13 protein-coding genes are annotated in these 18,698 nt (G+C 59.8%); 7 read left to right on the top strand and 6 right to left on the bottom strand.

Annotated features, from left to right (window positions below; all coding sequences use genetic code 11):
* Positions 1 to 101: 101 nt before the first annotated feature.
* From topA to ACOZK9_RS15300, 3 genes are all read left to right on the top strand, one after another.
* Positions 102 to 2,723, top strand: coding sequence for a type I DNA topoisomerase (gene topA, locus ACOZK9_RS15310; protein WP_152746711.1), 2,622 nt, complete (start codon positions 102 to 104; stop codon positions 2,721 to 2,723).
* A gap of 120 nt (positions 2,724 to 2,843) precedes the next feature.
* On the top strand, positions 2,844 to 3,365 hold the full coding sequence (locus ACOZK9_RS15305) for a DUF6586 family protein (protein ID WP_099238758.1): 522 nt from the start codon (positions 2,844 to 2,846) through the stop codon (positions 3,363 to 3,365).
* Between the two features lie 142 nt (positions 3,366 to 3,507).
* A complete protein-coding gene (locus ACOZK9_RS15300) occupies positions 3,508 to 3,741 on the top strand; it encodes a hypothetical protein (protein WP_058411273.1) in 234 nt (77 codons plus the stop codon).
* A gap of 64 nt (positions 3,742 to 3,805) precedes the next feature.
* On the opposite strand, the gene sulA is transcribed toward ACOZK9_RS15300, so the two are convergent.
* Positions 3,806 to 4,279, bottom strand: a complete 474-nt coding sequence (sulA, locus tag ACOZK9_RS15295; protein ID WP_058411024.1) for an SOS-induced cell division inhibitor SulA — start codon at positions 4,277 to 4,279, stop codon at positions 3,806 to 3,808.
* Positions 4,280 to 4,289: 10 nt separating this feature from the next.
* Positions 4,290 to 4,898 (bottom strand): transcriptional repressor LexA, encoded by a 609-nt coding sequence (lexA, locus tag ACOZK9_RS15290; RefSeq protein WP_003172575.1) that lies wholly within the window; start codon positions 4,896 to 4,898, stop codon positions 4,290 to 4,292.
* A gap of 263 nt (positions 4,899 to 5,161) precedes the next feature.
* Here lexA and ACOZK9_RS15285 point away from each other — a divergent pair, with 263 nt between their 5' ends.
* Positions 5,162 to 5,869: a TetR/AcrR family transcriptional regulator gene (locus ACOZK9_RS15285; RefSeq protein ID WP_152749728.1), complete on the top strand. Its 708-nt coding sequence runs from the start codon at positions 5,162 to 5,164 to the stop codon at positions 5,867 to 5,869.
* A 161-nt stretch (positions 5,870 to 6,030) separates the two neighbouring features.
* Complete coding sequence (gene nagZ / locus ACOZK9_RS15280) at positions 6,031 to 7,041, top strand: beta-N-acetylhexosaminidase (RefSeq protein ID WP_421556149.1); 1,011 nt, start codon at positions 6,031 to 6,033, stop codon at positions 7,039 to 7,041.
* A 247-nt stretch (positions 7,042 to 7,288) separates the two neighbouring features.
* Here nagZ and ACOZK9_RS15275 read toward each other — a convergent pair whose 3' ends face one another.
* From ACOZK9_RS15275 to mfd, 3 genes are read right to left on the bottom strand one after another with little or no spacing between them, the layout of a single operon-like run.
* Positions 7,289 to 9,979, bottom strand: coding sequence for a DEAD/DEAH box helicase (locus ACOZK9_RS15275; RefSeq protein ID WP_421556148.1), 2,691 nt, complete (start codon positions 9,977 to 9,979; stop codon positions 7,289 to 7,291).
* A gap of 9 nt (positions 9,980 to 9,988) precedes the next feature.
* Positions 9,989 to 10,555 (bottom strand): CsiV family protein, encoded by a 567-nt coding sequence (locus tag ACOZK9_RS15270; RefSeq protein ID WP_122252167.1) that lies wholly within the window; start codon positions 10,553 to 10,555, stop codon positions 9,989 to 9,991.
* Between the two features lie 11 nt (positions 10,556 to 10,566).
* Positions 10,567 to 14,016, bottom strand: a complete 3,450-nt coding sequence (gene mfd / locus ACOZK9_RS15265; RefSeq protein WP_058411019.1) for a transcription-repair coupling factor — start codon at positions 14,014 to 14,016, stop codon at positions 10,567 to 10,569.
* A 341-nt stretch (positions 14,017 to 14,357) separates the two neighbouring features.
* On the opposite strand from mfd, the gene ACOZK9_RS15260 reads away from it, so the two are divergent.
* Complete coding sequence (locus tag ACOZK9_RS15260) at positions 14,358 to 15,821, top strand: glyceraldehyde-3-phosphate dehydrogenase (protein ID WP_122252169.1); 1,464 nt, start codon at positions 14,358 to 14,360, stop codon at positions 15,819 to 15,821.
* Positions 15,822 to 16,519: 698 nt separating this feature from the next.
* On the opposite strand, the gene ACOZK9_RS15255 is transcribed toward ACOZK9_RS15260, so the two are convergent.
* Positions 16,520 to 17,053, bottom strand: a complete 534-nt coding sequence (locus ACOZK9_RS15255) for a chalcone isomerase family protein (RefSeq protein WP_421556147.1) — start codon at positions 17,051 to 17,053, stop codon at positions 16,520 to 16,522.
* Between the two features lie 234 nt (positions 17,054 to 17,287).
* Here ACOZK9_RS15255 and sthA point away from each other — a divergent pair, with 234 nt between their 5' ends.
* Positions 17,288 to 18,682, top strand: a complete 1,395-nt coding sequence (sthA, locus tag ACOZK9_RS15250) for a Si-specific NAD(P)(+) transhydrogenase (RefSeq protein ID WP_058411016.1) — start codon at positions 17,288 to 17,290, stop codon at positions 18,680 to 18,682.
* Positions 18,683 to 18,698: the final 16 nt, after the last annotated feature.

Below are 18,698 nucleotides of genomic sequence, written 5' to 3'. Positions count from 1 at the left end.
AGAATGCTGCGCTTGACCTCGTGTTGTAGCCACTATATATAGCGTTGCCGCGACAGGCGCCAACTGCCTTTCACTTCTCGAATTCAGGAATTTTCCGATCCATGGGCAAATCGCTGGTCATTGTGGAATCCCCGGCTAAGGCCAAGACCATCAACAAGTACTTGGGTAACGAGTACGTGGTGAAGTCGAGTATCGGCCATATCCGAGACCTGCCCACCAGCGGTTCGGCTAGCGCCAGCAAGGAGCCTGCCGCCAAGCGTGGCAAGGCGGCTGCGGGCGAAGGTCCGGTACTCACGCCTAAAGAGAAAGCGCGCAAGCAACTGGTCTCCCGCATGGGTGTAGACCCGGATCATGGCTGGAAGGCCAAGTACGAGATCCTTCCGGGCAAGGAAAAGGTCATCGAGGAGCTGCGCCGGCTCGCCAAAGATGCTGACACCATCTATCTCGCGACGGACTTGGACCGCGAAGGGGAAGCCATTGCCTGGCACCTGCGCGAAGCCATCGGCGGCGATGACAGCCGCTACAAGCGTGTGGTGTTCAACGAAATCACCAAAAAGGCCATCCAGGAAGCCTTCTCCAAACCGGGCGAGCTGGACATTGACCGCGTAAACGCACAGCAGGCGCGGCGTTTCCTCGACCGCGTTGTGGGTTACATGGTCTCGCCGTTGCTGTGGGCGAAGATCGCCCGTGGCCTGTCCGCCGGCCGCGTGCAGTCGGTCGCGGTCAAGCTTGTGGTGGAGCGTGAGCGCGAGATCCGTGCGTTCAACCCCGAAGAGTACTGGGAAATCCACGCTGACCTCGGCACCACCAAGGGCGCCAATGTGCGCTTTGAAGTGGCCCGTGAAAAAGGCGAGGCTTTCAAGCCGCTGAACGAAGCCCAGGCCATGGCCGCGCTGGAGAAGCTCAAGTCTTCCAGCTACAGCATCGTCAAGCGCGAAGACAAGCCGACCAGCAGCAAACCGTCGGCGCCGTTCATCACGTCCACCCTGCAACAGGCCGCGAGTAACCGCCTGGGCTTCGGTGTGAAGAAAACCATGATGATGGCCCAGCGTTTGTATGAAGCTGGCTACATCACTTATATGCGTACCGACTCCACCAACCTGTCGCAAGACGCGGTGGCGATGGCGCGTACGTATATTGAAACCGAATTCGGCAAGAAGTACTTGCCCGAGAAGCCGAACGTTTACAGCAGCAAAGAAGGCGCTCAGGAGGCTCACGAAGCGATTCGTCCTTCCGACGCCAACACCGAGCCTGCCAAGCTGAGCGGCATGGAGCGTGACGCCGAGCGCCTCTACGAGTTGATCTGGCGCCAGTTCCTGGCCTGCCAGATGCTGCCGGCGCAATACTTGTCGACCACGGTCAGCGTGGCGGCTTCCGACTTCGAGCTGCGTGCCAAGGGCCGTATCCTCAAGTTCGACGGCTACACGCGCGTCATGCCGCAAATCGCCAAACCAGGCGATGACGATGTGCTGCCGGACATGGCGCAAGGCGATGCGTTGAAGCTGATCAAGCTCGACCCGTCGCAGCATTTCACCAAGCCGCCGGCGCGTTATTCCGAAGCCAGCCTGGTAAAAGAGATGGAAAAACGCGGTATCGGTCGTCCTTCGACCTACGCGGCGATCATCTCGACCATCCAGGACCGTGGCTACGTCGCGCTGCACAACCGTCGTTTCTACTCGGAAAAGATGGGCGACATCGTTACCGAGCGCCTGTCCGAGAGCTTCTCCAACCTGATGGACTACGGCTTTACCGCCGGTATGGAAGAGAACCTCGATGACGTGGCGCAGGGCGAGCGCGACTGGAAAAACGTACTCGACGAGTTCTACGGCGACTTCAAAAAGAAACTCGAAGTGGCTGAAAGCCCTGACACCGGCATGCGCGCCAACCAGCCGGTGATGACCGACATCCCGTGCCTGACCTGCGGGCGCCCGATGCAGATTCGTACCGCCTCCACCGGCGTATTCCTGGGTTGCTCGGGTTACAGCCTGCCGCCGAAAGAGCGCTGCAAGGCCACCGTTAACCTGGTGCCGGGCGATGAAATCGCCGCCGATGACGAAGGTGAATCCGAGTCGCTGGTACTGCGTGGCAAACACCGCTGCCCGATCTGCAGCACGGCGATGGACGCCTACCTGCTGGATGAGAAGCACAAATTGCACATCTGCGGTAACAACCCGGATTGCGATGGCTACGAAATCGAAGAAGGCAGCTACCGCATCAAGGGCTACGAAGGCCCGAGCCTGGAATGCGACAAGTGCGGCAGCGAGATGCAGCTCAAGACCGGCCGTTTCGGCAAGTTCTTCGGTTGCACCAACCCGACGTGCAAGAACACCCGCAAGCTGCTGAAAAGCGGTGATGCAGCGCCGCCGAAGATGGACCCGGTGAAGATGCCTGAGCTCAAGTGCGAGAAGGTCAACGACACCTACATCCTGCGTGACGGCGCTTCGGGCTTGTTCCTGGCCGCCAGCCAGTTCCCGAAAAACCGTGAGACCCGAGCACCGCTGGTGCTGGAGATCGTGCCGCACAAGGACGAGATCGACCCCAAGTACCACTTCCTGTGTGAAGCGCCGAAGAAGGACCCGGATGGTCGCCCAGCCGTGATCCGCTACAGCCGCAAAACCAAGGAGCAGTACGTGCAGACCGAAGTGGAGGGCAAGCCTACCGGCTGGAAAGCGTTCTACGACGGCGGCAAATGGAAGGTCGAGGACAAGCGCCAAGGCGCTTGATCCGCTAGGCTGTTAACGATAAAAGCCGTCTGTATAGACGGCTTTTGCGTGTGGCAGGAACGAGCGTGCTCGCGCCTGCGCAGGCAGCATCAGGCTTATTTTGTTGTGGAGACCGCCGTTATGGCCAACGAACTCTATACCCGTACCAACCAGAAAATTTACTTCGCGGGTTTGTCTCTGGAAGCCCTTGGCCGTGCCGAGCAGGGCAAAGAGATGAACGCCATCGCACTGGTCCAGGCGGGGCGTGAAGCGGCGTTGTTTCACCTGTACGGCGCCTTGCTGGGGCTGTGCCATGAAATCGCCGGGTTTTACCGTTTGCCTCAGGCCGGTTCGCCGCGTGCAGAAATGATCATGACCCGCGAAGTGCTGGAGAGCATGGCGATTCCTGAGTTGGCCGAGCTGGTGGAAATGGCCCAGAGCCCCGACAGCTGGGTCGCACGACTGCTCAAAGCCCACGCCGACATGTTCCAGCCGCCGCGTATTCCGCACGTGCCCAAAGGCGATGTGACAAAACCGCTGATCGTGACCGTGGCCGTGGAAGATGATGAGCCCAAGCCATTGAGTCGGGAAGAGCTGGAAAGCTGGCGCCAGGCGTTGAAAAAGATGGCGTTGCGCTTTCGCGAAGGCTTGAACGAGTGCTGAGCTGAGTCGGCCGCAACGACCGGATGAACGCTCGGTGTTCGAGCGCACCATTCATCAAGCCGTAAAGAAACCTGTTCAGATCCTCTGCGAGGCTGGGTGGATGACTGATATAATTGCCGCCTTTCGTGGAGAACAGACTTTTATGCCGACGTCCTTTTTGGAAATTGTTGAGTTGCCTGACGGCCGAATCGAACTGCGCCGAGCTGAGGACGAGGGTTCTTTGGTTATTTTGGACTTTTCCGAGGACGCAAAAGCATTCCTGCAAGGCCAGCACGTGGAAGTGGCAAAAGCCATGTTGAGCGTCGGTGTGCAGATGGCAGGTCGCCTGGCAGACGGCGAGCCCGAGAAGGATGACGGCTCGCGGGTTCTTCACTGAATTTGTGAAGCGCGGGCTGTTGGAACCGGCAGGCTCGCCACAACAAGCCCACCTTTCAGCTAAATTACCCCAATCGAATATTCAAACTCTGCGCATCGCCGGTACGCGCGGCGCTGATCAGCTGCTGCTTGGCCGTTGCATTCAGCGGGTTGAGCCAGCTCACCACTGTATGGCTGCGGCCCAGGCGCAAGGCTTCGCAGGTCAGTTGCTGGGCGCTTTGCATGCCGCGCGGTTGCAACAGCAGGATGCGCTCGCGGTTGAGGCCAGCGTCCCGCAGCCAGGCCTGGGTCAGGCTGGCGGGCGGTGCGATCAGCGTCAGCCAGCGCGCGTCCTGGTCTTCGCTCAATTCACGAAGGATCGGCGCCAGCAGGCTCAGGCAGCTCCCGGCAGCACCGCGCAACGACAGTTCACTGAACGCCTCAGGTTCGGCGCCCCAGGGCGCCTCGACCGTTTCCTTGAGGGTGGGCGAAAGCGGTTGAGCCATAAAGGCCTCGAACAGCGACAGTTGTGTGTGTTGTGGGGTGTGCACGAGCTGCATGGTGCCTCCTTTAGCGGCGAATGACGCCAACGCTCAAACCTTCGATCACCAGGTCCTGGTCTTTCAGGTTCACTTCGATCGGGGCAAACTCGGGGTTCTCGGCCAGCAGCCAGACCTTGCTGCCTTCACGCTTGAAGCGTTTCACGGTGACTTCATCGCCGATACGGGCGACGACGATCTGGCCATTACGCGCTTCACGGGTGGTGTGGACGGCCAGCAGGTCACCGTCGAATATGCCCACGTCCTTCATGCTCATGCCGTGCACACGCAACAGGTAGTCGGCGCGCGGATGGAAGAAGGTGGGGTTGATATTGCAGGATTCCTCGACGTGCTGCTGTGCCAGGATCGGCGCACCGGCGGCGACGCGGCCAATGATCGGCAGGGTCGATTCGTCGGCCTTGGCTTCAAAGCCAGGGATACGAATACCGCGTGAAGCACCGGGGGTCATCTCGATCGCGCCTTTGCGAGCGAGTGCCTTGAGGTGCTCTTCAGCGGCGTTGGGGGATTTGAACCCCAGCTCCAGCGCAATTTCCGCTCGCGTCGGCGGGTAGCCGTTGTCATCGAGGCAGCGCTTGATAAAAGCCAGAATCTCAGCTTGGCGTGGCGTCAGTTTTAGCATGTTGATCGCTCTGTCTTTTTATACAGTGACTGGGATTATATACAGTGAATTGCGCTTGGCAATCATCCTTTTTGGGCACTCCGCTGGACGGTCATATTTCACCCTTCCTGCAACGCAGTAGCAGTGCGCACTGCGCACAGGCAAGGATGTGATTAAATGGCGTCCAAATAGATGACTGCCCGGCCGTAAAACGAACGCTCAGGCTTGACAAGACACACCCTGAAACGTATGTTTCAAACAAGTGTTTGTCAGGCGGAGTAGTCATGGCCCAGTCAGAAACCGTTGAACGTATTCTCGATGCTGCCGAGCAATTGTTCGCGGAAAAAGGATTTGCCGAAACCTCATTGCGGCTGATCACCAGCAAGGCTGGGGTTAATCTGGCTGCGGTGAACTACCATTTCGGCTCCAAAAAAGCCCTGATCCAGGCGGTGTTTTCGCGCTTCCTGGGGCCATTCTGCGCCAGCCTCGACCGCGAGCTGGAGCGCCGTCAGACCAAGCCCGAAAACACCCCAAGCCTGGAAGACCTGCTGGAAATTCTCGTCGAGCAAGCGCTGGTCGTCCAACCGCGCAGTGGCAACGATCTGTCGATTTTCATGCGCCTGTTGGGCTTGGCCTTCAGCCAGAGCCAGGGCCACCTTCGGCGTTATCTGGAAGACATGTACGGCAAGGTGTTTCGCCGCTACATGCTGCTGGTCAACGAAGCCGCGCCGAGTATTCCGCCGATCGAACTGTTCTGGCGTGTGCACTTCATGCTCGGCGCCGCCGCGTTCAGCATGTCCGGGATCAAGGCATTGCGCGCGATTGCCGAGACTGACTTCGGCGTTAACACCTCGATTGAACAGGTGATGCGCCTGATGGTGCCGTTCCTCGCCGCCGGCATGCGTGCCGAATCCGGCGTGACCGACCCGGCCATGGTTGCCGCGCAATTGCGCCCACGCAGCAAATCCACACCGGCCGTCGCCAAGGCGTGACCGCTCTGGGTGTGCGCGGCCGCTTGCATCCGCTAAGCTAGCCGCCATGCCGAATTCAGCTATTTACGTTACACGCAACCCGTCGTTTTCACCGAGCGCCCATTAGTACGAATGGCGCCCGATGAGGGCTGCGGGTTGTGTGCGTTATTTAAGGAAGGTTTATGACTGCTGCCCTGCAAGGTTCTTTGATGGTCGACGTTGCCGGCACTTGGCTGACGGCCGAGGATCGCCACGTGTTGCGCCAGCCTGAAGTGGGTGGGTTGATCATTTTTGCGCGCAATATCGAGCACCCACGCCAAGTGCGCGAGCTGAGCGCGGCGATCCGTGCGGTGCGCCCGGACCTGCTGCTGGCTGTCGACCAGGAAGGTGGTCGCGTGCAGCGCCTGCGCCAAGGCTTCGTGCGCCTGCCGGCCATGCGCGCGTTGGCGGATAAGCCGAACGCCGAACACCTCGCCGAGCAGTGCGGCTGGATCATGGCCACCGAAGTGCTGGCCGTCGGCCTGGACTTGAGTTTTGCCCCGGTGCTCGACCTGGACTACCAGCGCAGCGCCGTGGTTGGCACCCGATCATTCGAAGGCGACCCCGAGCGCGCCGCTGTGCTGGCGGGTGCGTTCATTCGCGGTATGAACAGCGCGGGCATGGCCGCCACCGGTAAACATTTTCCGGGCCACGGCTGGGCTGAGGCGGATTCCCACGTCGCGATTCCGAATGATGAACGCAGCCTGGAACAGATTCGCGCGAATGACCTGGTGCCCTTCGCACGCTTGAGCAAGCAATTGGCTGCTGTGATGCCTGCTCACGTCATTTACCCGCAGGTCGATGCCCAGCCAGCCGGCTTTTCACGTCGTTGGTTGCAGGATATTCTGCGCGGTGAATTGCAGTTCGATGGGGTGATTTTCAGCGATGACCTGTCGATGGCCGGCGCGCATGTGGTCGGCGACGCCGCCAGCCGTATCGAGGCCGCGTTGACCGCCGGTTGTGACATGGGCCTGGTGTGTAACGACCGGGCGGCTGCCGAGCTGGCATTGACGGCCGCCCAGCGCATGAAGGTCACGCCGTCGCCGCGCATCGCGCGTATGCGTGGGCAAGCGCTTGCATCGACGGACTACAAGCAAGACCCGCGCTGGATGGCGGCGGTCGGTGCGCTTCGGGGAGCCGAACTGATTGAGTGACAGGGCCCTGTTTAATTAAGCCCTGAAACGTCGGAAACAGGGGAGCCCAGTAGGCGTGTATGCGTACCGGAAGGTAGGAAGCATCCGCCTTTGGCTGGCCATCGCTTGGTTTAAAATCGCGCCATTGCCAGGCGGACACCGAGTTGCGCCCTTCGCGAGCAAGCCCGCTCCCACACTTGACCGTGTACATCCTGAGTAAACGCGGTCAAGTGTGGGAGCGGGCTTGCTCGCGATAGCGGTCTAACCGTCAGCGTTTCTCTTGCTTGTTGGGCAACGGCGCAAACAACGCCTCGATGTCGTCATTGGCCAACTGCCAATCGCCGGTGGTACGCCCATCCAGCACGCCCGCCGCCAGGTCGGATTTTTCCTTCTGCAGGTGCTGAATCTTTTCTTCCACCGTGCCCCGCGCGATCATCTTGTACACGAACACTGGCTTCTCTTGGCCGATGCGATACGCACGGTCAGTCGCCTGGTTTTCCGTGGCCGGGTTCCACCACGGGTCATAGTGAATCACCGTGTCGGCTTCGGTCAGGTTCAAGCCCACGCCGCCCGCCTTCAAACTGATCAGAAAAATCTGCAGCTTGCCGCTCTGAAAGTCTTTCACTGGCGTGCGTCGATCACGCGTCTGACCGGTCAGCAGCGCGTAGGCAACCCCGCGCTTTTTCAGCTCGGCTTCGATCAGGCTGAGCATCGAGGTGAACTGCGAGAACAGCAGAATCCGGCGCCCTTCGGCAAACAGCTCTTCAAGCATTGCCATCAGGCTGTCGAGCTTGCCCGAGCTGCTGCCGTGGGCGGGCAGGATGGCGTCGTTGACCAGGCGTAAGTCGCAGCACACCTGGCGCAGCTTGAGCAGCGCTTCGAGAATGATGATCTGGCTGCGCGCCACGCCTTTGCGGGTAATTTCGTCGCGGACTTTTTTATCCATGGCCAGGCGCATGGTTTCGTACACGTCGCGCTGGGCTTCATTGAGGTCGACCCAATGGATAATCTCGGTCTTGGGCGGTAACTCCGTCGCGACCTGTTCTTTGGTGCGGCGCAGCAGGAATGGTTTTATCCGACCGTTAAGGTGCTGTAAGCGCACCTCACTGGCGCGCTTTTCGATGGGCACGCGGTAATCGCGGTTGAAGCTTTTTATGTCGCCCAGCCAGCCCGGCAGCAGGAAGTGGAACAACGACCACAACTCGCCCAGGTGGTTTTCCAACGGCGTGCCACTCAGGCACAGGCGCTGGCGCGCGTTCAGCTCGCGCGCCGCGTGTGCGGCTTTGCTGTTGGGGTTCTTGATGTATTGGGCTTCATCCAGAATCAGCACATGCAAGGGCAGGGCGGCGAGGTGTTCGATGTCTTTGGGCAGCAGCGCGTAGGTGGTCAGCAGCAGGTCGTAATCCTGCAAGTTCTGGAAGTGTTTCTTGCGCGTCGCGCCGTACAGCGCCAGCACTTTGAGTTGCGGTGTAAAGTGCGCCGCTTCGTCGAGCCAATTCGGGATCAGGCTAGTGGGCATCACTACCATGCACGGCCGGTCCAGGCGCCCGGCGATTTTTTCGCTAAGAATATGCGCCAAGGTTTGTAGGGTTTTGCCCAGGCCCATGTCATCCGCAAGAATCCCGCCGACGTCGAGCTGGCGCAGTGACTGCATCCAGCTCAGGCCTTCCAATTGGTACGGGCGCAAGGTCGCGTTTAAGCCCTCGGGCGTCACGCAGGCGAAGTCCTTGATGTTGCGCAGGCGCTGGGCAAAATTGCGGATTTTTTCGCCGCCTTCCCATTGCAGCGGCAAGTCCTCAAGCGGGTTGAGGCGAATCGCGTCGGCTTTGGCCAGGCGCAACGTGGTGGTGCCGGATTCCTGCAGGTAAAATTCGCCAAGCGTGGCCAGTACCGGCTTCAAGCGCCCATAAGGCAGCGCCACTTGCAGCGGACCGTGGCCATTCGGCAGGCCGGGAATGTTCACCAGGATCAGCTCGTCATCGCGGCGGCGCGCAAGTTTTTCCGGGTTGAGTATCTCGGTGTGCGAGCGCATCAGGTTAAGCAGGATCGGCAGCAGGCTCAGCCGCTCGCCGTTGACGATGATGCCCAGTTCGAGGTCGAACCAGTCGCGCTCCGGGCCTTCGTCCACCTTGGCGTACCAGTCATCTACGGCGCTCAGGTCAAAACCGAAATCTTCATCAATCTGCAGTTCCCAGCCGTTGGCGCGCAAGGCCGGCGATGCATTCAGCGTGAAGTTCAGCCAGGCGCTGTCATTGACCATTTCGAACAGTTCACCGGCGCTTTCCGGCAGTGCCTTGCTCTGGCGCGTGGCGATCTTGAAACCCAGCAGGCGCAGTTGCTCGCGATACGGCTGCTCCAGCTCGGGATGGCGCTTGATGCGCAGGCTTTGGGTTTCCTGGCGCACAACGATGTCGGCGTTTTTTTGCCCGCTGACGTAGTTGCCCAAGTAGTTGAACGACAGCGCCGCGCGGTGCTGGATATAACGCTGCATCTTGCCGTTGCGCGGTTCAAACGCGCTGAACTCGACACTCGCCAGCCACAGGCGCGGCACGGGCAACACGTCTTCCGTCACCACTTGGGGCAACACCACGCGGTTATCCAGCACGGCCTGGAGCTTTTCGAGCAATTCGGCATCTTCGGCCGCTGCTGGGTAGGCCAGGGTTTCCTGAACCTTGAGCAGCACTGCCGCGATGTGTTTGCAGTTGGTGTGCACCGGGCAGGTACAGCGGCTGTCGACCAGAATCAGCATGCCCTTGGCCGACTCGCGCAGCGAGATAGTTTGCCGATAAACGTTGCCGCCCGAGCCTTCGCAACTGGCGACGATGGTGCTGTCACCCGACTCGACAATGCGCACACGGTTTTCCAGAGCGTAGCGTCGCCCGCGCTCAAGGCTTTGCTCTTTAAAGCGATTGGCCCACGAAGGGGCCAGGGGTTTGGTCAACGGCGACGTCAGGGGCATGGCGCTGGATCAGTCCTGAATGTCGGGCGGTGGCGCGCTGGGCGGCTTGGCGGTCAGCGAAGTGATTTTGATCAGCAGCGCCAAGTGGCCGCCGTCGAGGTAATTAAGCTGGTTGTTCTTGGTGCGCACGTCTTGCTGGGCCAGACGCTCGCTGGCGATCACGCTGCCATTGGCGTCGAACTGGTTGATCCAGAAGTCGGCGTCGATGTCGGTAAAACGACCCAGTTGCAGGTTCAACACGCCCTCGATAGGGAACTGGCCAAATTGCTCCTGGCCGTCGGTGATCGCGATTTTAACCGGTTGCTCGCCGAGGTTTTGTTCCCAGGCCTTGTGCGCCAGCACGGTGTAGCTGGAGTCGGCGCGTAGCTTGTCGACAATAGTGCTCAGGCGCGGCGGGCTCATTTTGTCGCCCAGGTGCACCGCCCCGGCATCCCAGTCTTCCGGCGCGGCGCGGCTGTTGATCACCGGCTCGGCATTCTGGCGCACCAGGATCATTTCAACCTGATACGGGCTGTCGGCAAACGCCGAAGGTGCAACCACCACCAATAACAGGCTCAGAATGCGGAACAGGCGCATGCGGGCGTCCTTCAAACGGTTTTCGGAATGAGGCGCTCAAACAGCGCCTCCAGGGTATTAAAGCGTTCTTCGGCGCGTTCCATCGGCACCATGAACTTGAACAGCGTAGCCCCTTCGAACTTGTAGCGGTTGGGCTGGCCCTGAATCAGCTTGATCAGTACCAGCGGGTCCACCGGCGTCTGCGCTTCGAACTCGATGCGCCCGCCTTGCGGGCCGGCGTCGACTTTTTTGATACCCAACTGCTCGGCCTGCAATTTGAGCAAGGTCAGGCGCACCAGGTTCTTGGTCGGTTCCGGCAGCAGCCCGAAGCGGTCGATCATTTCCACTTGCAGGTCTTTGAGGCCTTCTTCGTCGGTGGCCGAGGCGATGCGTTTGTACAGAATCAGCCGCGCGTGCACGTCCGGCAAGTAGTCTTCGGGAATCAACGCAGGCAAACGCAGGTTGATTTCCGGGCCGCCGCCCAGCGGTTGATCAAGGTTCGGTTGCTCGCCTTTGCGGATGGCTTTCACCGCGCGCTCAAGCATTTCCATGTACAGCGTGAAACCTACGGCCTGAATCTGCCCGCTCTGGCCGTCGCCCAGCAGCTCACCGGCGCCACGGATTTCGAGGTCGTTGGTGGCCAATACAAAACCCGCACCGAGGTCCTGGGTGTTGGCGATGGCTTCCAGACGTTTTTCGGCGTCGGAGGTGATCTGTTGGCGCGGTGGCGTCAGCAGGTAGGCATACGCTTGGTGGTGACTGCGCCCGACGCGGCCGCGCAGTTGATGCAGCTGAGCCAGGCCGAATTTGTCGGCGCGCTCGATGATGATGGTGTTCGCGCTCGGCACGTCGATGCCGGTCTCGATGATGGTCGAGGCGATCAGCACGTTGAAGCGCTTGTGGTAGAAGTCGCTCATCACCTGTTCGAGTTCGCGCTCGCGCATTTGCCCGTGGCCGATGGCGATGCGCGCTTCCGGCACCAGTTCGGCCAGGTCGGCGGCGCACTTCTCGATGGTTTTTACGTCGTTGTGCAGGTAATACACCTGCCCGCCGCGCAGCAGTTCGCGCAACAGCGCTTCCTTGACCGTGCTTTTGTTCTGCTCCATCACGAACGTGCGCACCGACAGGCGCCGCGCCGGCGGCGTGGCGATAATCGACAAGTCGCGCATGCCCGACACGGCCATATTCAGCGTGCGCGGAATCGGCGTGGCCGTCAGGGTGAGGATGTCGACTTCACTGCGCAGGTTCTTCAGTTGTTCTTTTTGCCGCACACCAAAACGGTGTTCTTCGTCGATGATCACCAAGCCGAGGTTTTTGATCTTCACGTCGTCCGACAGCAGCTTGTGCGTGCCGATCACAATGTCGATCTTGCCTTCGGCGAGGTCGGCGACGGCGGCATTCACTTCCTTGGCCGACTTGAAGCGGCTCATCACTTCCACGCTCACAGGCCAGTCGGCAAAGCGGTCGCGAAAGCTGTTGTAGTGCTGTTGGGCGAGCAGGGTGGTCGGCACCAGAATCGCCACCTGTTTGCCGCCGTGTACTGCGATAAACGCCGCGCGCATGGCCACTTCGGTCTTGCCGAAGCCCACGTCGCCGCACACCAGGCGGTCCATCGGCTTGGGCGCGAGCATGTCGGCGCGCACCGCCTCGATGGTGGTTTGCTGGTCGGGGGTTTCTTCGAAGGCGAACCCGGCGCTGAAGGTCGCGTAGTCGGCTTTCGGGTCGGCGAAGGCATAACCTTCGCGCGCCGCGCGGCGTGCATAGATGTCGAGCAATTCGGCGGCGACGTCGCGCACCTGTTCGGCGGCTTTGCGCTTGGCCTTCTGCCAGGTTTCGGAGCCCAGGCGGTGCAACGGCGCCAGCGCGTCATCGCTGCCGGTATAGCGCGCAATCAGGTGCAAGCTTGCGACCGGCACGTAGAGTTTGGCGCCCTCGGCGTATTCCATGGTGAGGAATTCGGCGGCCTGGTTGTCGATCTCCAGGGTCTGCAAGCCCAAATAACGGCCGACGCCGTGGTCGATATGCACCACCGGCGCGCCTTCGCGCAGCTCGGTGAGGTTTTTGATCACGGCGTCGTTGTTGGCGTCGGCGCGTTTGTCACGGCGACGACGCTGCATCACACGCTGACCGAACAGCGGGCTTTCGGCGATCAGCGCCAAGGCCGGGTCATCCAGCTGCAAGCCTTCGTCGAGCGGCGCGATAGTGATCGCCAAACGTTCTTTGCTCTTCACAAAGTCCGGCCAACTGTCGACGGTTTTCGGCCGCAGCTTCAGGCGTTCCAACAGCTCCAGCAACACTTCACGGCGCCCGGCAGACTCGGCGGTAAACAACACGCGGCCGGGGAAATCGCCGATGAAGTTAGCCAAGGCTTCCAGCGGCTGGGCGGCTTTGGCCTGGATCGCCAGGTCCGGCAGCGCTTGCGCGGGGAAGCGCTCGCGGCCACTGCCGGCGTCCACGTCTTGCTGGCTGGCGACCACGCGCGGCCAGTTTTTCAGGCGGGCGAAGCAGTCTTCAACCGGCAAAAACAATTCGGCAGGTGGCAATAAAGGCCGGGACGGGTCGACGCGGCGCTCTTCGTAGCGGTTGCGCACATCGTTCCAGAAGTTTTCCGCCGCCTGCTCAATCCCTGGCAGCGAGAACACTTGGGTGTCCTGCGGCAAGTAGTCGAAGAGGGTGGAGGTTTCGTCGAAAAACAGCGGCAGGTAGTACTCGATACCGGCCGGGGTAATCCCGCTGCTCAAATCCTGGAAGATCGGGCAGCGACGGAAGTCGACATCGAAGCGTTCACGAAAGCGCGCCTTGAAGCGCGTGACCGCATCTTTTTGCAGCGGGAATTCCCGCGCCGGCAGCAGCTTGATCGACTCTACTTTGTCGATGGAGCGCTGGTTTTCGGGGTCGAAGGTGCGCAGGGTTTCGATTTCGTCATCGAACAGGTCGATGCGGTACGGCAGTTTGCTGCCCATCGGGAACAGGTCGATCAACGCGCCGCGCACCGCGAATTCACCGTGCTCGTACACCGTGTCTACGCAACGGTAGCCGCTGGCTTCGAGGCGCGTGCGCATTTGCTCTACATCCAGCTTCTGGCCGATGTCCAGCACCAGGCTGCTGCCCAGCAGGAACTTGGTCGGCGCCAGGCGATGCAGCGCCGTGGTGATCGGCACCACCAGCACGCCGTGGGCCAGTTCCGGCAAACGGTACAGGCTGGCGATGCGCTGGGAAATGATGTCCTGATGCGGCGAGAACAAGTCGTAGGGCAGGGTTTCCCAGTCCGGGAAATGCAGCACCGGCAAATCGGGGGCGAAGAAGCTCAGCTCCTGCTCCAGCCGCTCGGCGCTTTGGCTGTCGGCGGTGAGCAGCAGGGTGAAGCGTTTGGCTGCACTGGCAGCCTCGGCAATGGCCAGGCTCAGGGCGGCACCGGGCAAATTGCCCCAGTGCTGTTTACCTGCCGCGGCAGGGAGAAGCGGTAGACGCAGAACGGGCACGGAAGGTTGAGCTCCAAGCGTTGCGACAAAGTCGGTAATTGTAACGGCCCCAGGTGCCGCCTGTCAGTTGCTGACTGAGCCTATTACGGTTTGTGGGAAATGTAGTGGCTAAGACAAACAATGCAGCCTTTTGACTCAATATGTAGTGCCCAAATGCGCGTAGTTTTCGGAGGGTTACGGACAAGTCGGCCTCGCGGCTCAACATGTGGCCTTCTGGAAGCCGCGTATTTACTGGCCTGTAGCGGGGTGTCGATTTTTCGCAAGCACTTTTTGTTAGGGCGCGCGCATTGCTCCGAGGGTGGTCGGGGCGGCATAATGTAGCCCCTTTTTTCTGCCCCTACATGTGGAAGGTTCCCGTGACTCAGAAGCCCGACCAGTGTCTTGGTGAATGGATCGACCGTGAAGCGCTCGCTGAAGCGATGATTCCGCTTATCGGTCAGCTGTACCGCAATAACAATGTGGTGAGCTCGATCTATGGCCGCAGCCTGATCAACCAGTCTGTCATCGCGATTCTCAAAGCCCACCGCTTTGCGCGTCACCGTTCCGCCGACGACAGCGAACTCTCCGTCCACGAAACATTCCCGCTGCTTAAAGCCATGAGCGAGCTCAAGCTCGGCGCGGCTTCGGTAGACCTGGGCAAACTGGCCTACAAATTCCGCAAAGAAGGTGCCGGCCGCAGCGCCGAGCAATTCGTGCGTGAAGAAATGGCCGACGTGGTCGGTCAGCAAAACGCCGCAGCCCGCAAAGGCACCGACGTTGTGCTGTACGGCTTCGGTCGTATCGGCCGTTTGCTGGCGCGCATCCTTATCGAAAAAACCGGCGGCGGCGACGGCCTGCGCCTGCGTGCCATCGTGGTGCGCAAAGGCGCCGACAACGACCTGACCAAACGCGCCAGCCTGCTGCGCCGCGACTCGGTACACGGTCCGTTCAACGGCACCATCGTCATCGACGAAGAAAACAACACCATCACCGCCAACGGTAACCTGATCCAGGTGATCTACGCGAAAAACCCGGCCGAGGTGGATTACACCCAGTACGGCATCAAGGACGCACTGCTGGTGGACAACACCGGCGTATGGCGTGATGCCGAAGGCCTGGGCCAGCACTTGGCGTGCCCGGGCATCGACCGCGTTGTGCTGACCGCGCCTGGCAAGGGCAAGCTGAAGAACATCGTGCACGGTATTAACCATGGCGAGATCACCGCTGACGACAAGATCGTATCTGCCGCTTCCTGCACCACCAACGCCATCGTGCCGGTGTTGAAGGCTGTGAATGACAAGTTCGGTATCGTTAACGGTCACGTTGAAACGGTTCACTCGTACACCAACGACCAGAACCTGATCGACAACTTCCACAAGGGCGATCGCCGTGGCCGTAGCGCTGCGTTGAACATGGTGATCACCGAGACCGGTGCTGCCACTGCTGCTGCCAAGGCGCTGCCTGAGCTGGCTGGCAAGCTGACCGGTAACGCGATTCGCGTTCCGACGCCGAACGTGTCGATGGCGATTCTCAACCTGAACCTTGAGAAAGCGGCTACCCGCGAAGAGATGAACGAGTACCTGCGCTATATGGCGCTGCACTCGGACCTGCATAAGCAGATCGACTTTGTTAATTCGCAGGAAGTGGTTTCCACCGACTTCGTTGGCTCGCGCCATGCGGGTGTGGTGGACGCTGAGGCGACCATTACTCAGGACAACCGTGTTGTGCTGTATGTGTGGTACGACAACGAGTTCGGCTATAGCTGCCAGGTGGTTCGCGTGATGGAAGACATGGCCGGGGTTAACCCGCCTGCGTTTCCGCGCTAAGCGTCAGCAGTAATTGAAAAAGCCCCGACTGGTTCGGGGCTTTTTTATGGCGCAGCTGTTGTGTTGCCGCGCATGGCCCCATCGGGAGCAAGCCCCCTCCCACAGGTTGAAGTGTGGATGCATTGAATGTGTGAGCAAGCCCCTCAACACAGGTTGAAGTGTGGATGCAGTAAATGTGTGAGCAAGCCTCTCACCACAGGTTGATGTGTGAATGCAGTAAATGTGTGAGCAAGCCCCTCACCACAGGTTGATGTGTGGATGCATTGAATGTGTGAGCAAGCCTCTCACCACAGGTTGATGTGTGGATGCATTGAATGTGTGAGCAAGCCCCTCACCACAGGTTGGTGTGTGGATGCAGTAAATGTGTGTGCAAGCCCCTCACCACAGGTTGATGTGTGGATGCATTGAATGTGTGAGCAAGCCTCTCAGCACAGGTTGATGTGTGAATGCAGTGAATGTGGGGGCAAGCCCCTCACCACAGGTTGAAGTGTGGATGCATTGAATGTGTGAGCAAGCCTCTCACCAGAGGTTGATGTGTGGATGCATTGAATGTGTGAGCAAGGCTCTCACCACAGGTTGATGTGTGAATGCAGTGACAATCCCCCCACAGATTGATGTGTGAATACAGTCAACTGTGGGAGGGGGCTTGCTCCCGATGGCGGTGGTTCAGTGAATACAGATGTGCATGACACACCCGATTATTTCAGCAGTTTGCCGCGCAATTCATCAGACAAGCCCTTCGGCGCCAGCCAGATTCCCAGATAGGCCCGCGCCAGCGCGTCATCGCGACTGCTGAACACCACCTCGCCATTGATTTCCAAGTTCAAACCTCGCCGCGGGCGAAAATCCAGGGCATACCGATCGCCGCTGCGAATATCGCGAAAGCGCGCATGCAGCTTTTCAATCTCAGGCTTCAAGCGCGGGCTGGCCTGCTGACGCTCCAGGGTGGCGGTGGCGGCCTTGATCACATCATTGCGGTCTATATCACGAAAGTAATACAGCTCAAGTCGTAGCGGCTTTTGCTGGTCCCAGGCCTGCTTCGCGCGGGTGTCGGCCGGGGCATACAGCGCTGCCGCATACACATCCGCCCACAAATAGACCAGCACCGCCTGGTTTTTCAACGCCAGTTCATCAGACTGCGCAGGAAAACCCGCCTGTTTGAGCCGGTCCGCCTCACTTGCTTGCCCGGTTACAGAAAAAATCAGCAATAAACACAAAACGACATACCGCATAATGATGTGTCCTGCAAAGATGAGTGTCAGCAGTGTAATGCCAGTTTACTGTGCCTGTAGTAAAGGCAAGACTGGCCTACGACGCGACCAAGGGTTAATGTGCGCGGCGTTGAGCCTTATATAGACTGTGCCCCGGTTCACACACTTGAGCCAAATTGTCCTTCATGCCCGCTGGCCGCGGCATGATTTAGCCAGGCGTTCAACCGTGCGCCTGGCCTGTTCTGAGGAGTACGCATGGCTGTCTACAACTACGACGTGGTGGTACTGGGTTCCGGCCCGGCTGGAGAAGGTGCGGCGATGAATGCCGCCAAAGCGGGGCGCAAGGTGGCGATGGTCGATAGCCGTCGCCAGGTCGGCGGTAACTGCACCCACCTGGGCACCATCCCGTCCAAGGCCTTGCGTCACTCGGTGCGCCAGATCATGCAGTTCAACACCAACCCGATGTTCCGGGCGATTGGTGAGCCGCGCTGGTTCTCGTTCCCCGACGTGTTGAAAAGCGCCGAAAAAGTGATCGCCAAACAAGTCGCTTCGCGCACCGGTTACTACGCGCGTAACCGCGTTGACCTGTTCTTCGGCACCGGCAGTTTCGCCGACGAGCAAACCATCGAAGTGGTCTGCGCCAACGGCGTGGTCGAAAAGCTGGTGGCCAAGCACATCATCATCGCCACCGGCTCGCGCCCGTATCGCCCGGCGGATATCGATTTTCACCACCCGCGTATCTACGATAGCGACACCATCCTCAGCTTGGGCCATACCCCGCGCAAACTGATTATCTATGGCGCTGGTGTGATCGGTTGCGAATACGCGTCGATTTTCAGCGGCCTCGGTGTATTGGTCGAGCTGGTGGATAACCGTGATCAGTTGCTGAGCTTCCTCGACTCGGAAATTTCCCAGGCGTTGAGCTACCACTTCAGCAACAACAACATCACCGTGCGCCACAACGAAGAGTACGAGCGCGTCGAAGGCCTCGACAACGGCGTGATCCTGCACCTCAAGTCCGGCAAGAAAATCAAGGCCGACGCCCTGCTGTGGTGCAACGGCCGTACCGGCAACACTGATAAGCTGGGCATGGAAAACATCGGGGTCAAGGTCAACAGCCGTGGCCAGATCGAGGTGGACGAGGATTACCGTACCTGCGTGGCGAATATTTATGGCGCCGGTGACGTGATCGGCTGGCCAAGCCTGGCCAGTGCTGCGCATGATCAAGGCCGCTCGGCGGCAGGCAGCATTATTGATAACGGCAGCTGGCGTTATGTGAACGACGTGCCGACCGGGATCTACACGATTCCCGAGATCAGCTCGATCGGCAAGAACGAACACGAACTGACCAAGGCCAAGGTGCCTTACGAAGTCGGCAAAGCGTTCTTCAAGAGCATGGCGCGTGCGCAGATCGCCGGTGAGCCGCAAGGCATGCTGAAGATTCTGTTCCACCGTGAAACGCTTGAGGTGCTCGGTGTGCATTGCTTCGGCTACCAGGCCTCGGAAATCGTGCATATCGGCCAGGCGATCATGAACCAGCCGGGTGAGCAAAATACCCTCAAGTACTTTGTAAACACCACGTTCAACTACCCGACCATGGCTGAAGCCTATCGGGTAGCGGCCTACGACGGCCTCAACCGGCTTTTTTGAGCGGCTCCGGCCGGTG

Origin of the sequence: Pseudomonas kitaguniensis (genome assembly GCF_049199985.1) — a bacterium.
Lineage (GTDB): Bacteria > Pseudomonadota > Gammaproteobacteria > Pseudomonadales > Pseudomonadaceae > Aquipseudomonas > Aquipseudomonas kitaguniensis.
Note: the sequence above shows the minus strand (reverse complement) of the source record. Positions and strands in the feature narration are given on the sequence as shown.

What these genes read in the sequence shown, in the direction of transcription:
- topA (WP_152746711.1), top strand. Translation starts at nt 102, where the DNA reads ATGGGCAAATCGCTGGTCATTGTGGAATCCCCGGCTAAGGCCAAGACC.
- ACOZK9_RS15305 (WP_099238758.1), top strand. Translation starts at nt 2,844, where the DNA reads ATGGCCAACGAACTCTATACCCGTACCAACCAGAAAATTTACTTCGCG.
- ACOZK9_RS15300 (WP_058411273.1), top strand. Translation starts at nt 3,508, where the DNA reads ATGCCGACGTCCTTTTTGGAAATTGTTGAGTTGCCTGACGGCCGAATC.
- sulA (WP_058411024.1), bottom strand. Translation starts at nt 4,279, where the DNA reads ATGCAGCTCGTGCACACCCCACAACACACACAACTGTCGCTGTTCGAG.
- lexA (WP_003172575.1), bottom strand. Translation starts at nt 4,898, where the DNA reads ATGCTAAAACTGACGCCACGCCAAGCTGAGATTCTGGCTTTTATCAAG.
- ACOZK9_RS15285 (WP_152749728.1), top strand. Translation starts at nt 5,162, where the DNA reads ATGGCCCAGTCAGAAACCGTTGAACGTATTCTCGATGCTGCCGAGCAA.
- nagZ (WP_421556149.1), top strand. Translation starts at nt 6,031, where the DNA reads ATGACTGCTGCCCTGCAAGGTTCTTTGATGGTCGACGTTGCCGGCACT.
- ACOZK9_RS15275 (WP_421556148.1), bottom strand. Translation starts at nt 9,979, where the DNA reads ATGCCCCTGACGTCGCCGTTGACCAAACCCCTGGCCCCTTCGTGGGCC.
- ACOZK9_RS15270 (WP_122252167.1), bottom strand. Translation starts at nt 10,555, where the DNA reads ATGCGCCTGTTCCGCATTCTGAGCCTGTTATTGGTGGTGGTTGCACCT.
- ACOZK9_RS15260 (WP_122252169.1), top strand. Translation starts at nt 14,358, where the DNA reads ATGTGGAAGGTTCCCGTGACTCAGAAGCCCGACCAGTGTCTTGGTGAA.
- ACOZK9_RS15255 (WP_421556147.1), bottom strand. Translation starts at nt 17,053, where the DNA reads ATGCGGTATGTCGTTTTGTGTTTATTGCTGATTTTTTCTGTAACCGGG.
- sthA (WP_058411016.1), top strand. Translation starts at nt 17,288, where the DNA reads ATGGCTGTCTACAACTACGACGTGGTGGTACTGGGTTCCGGCCCGGCT.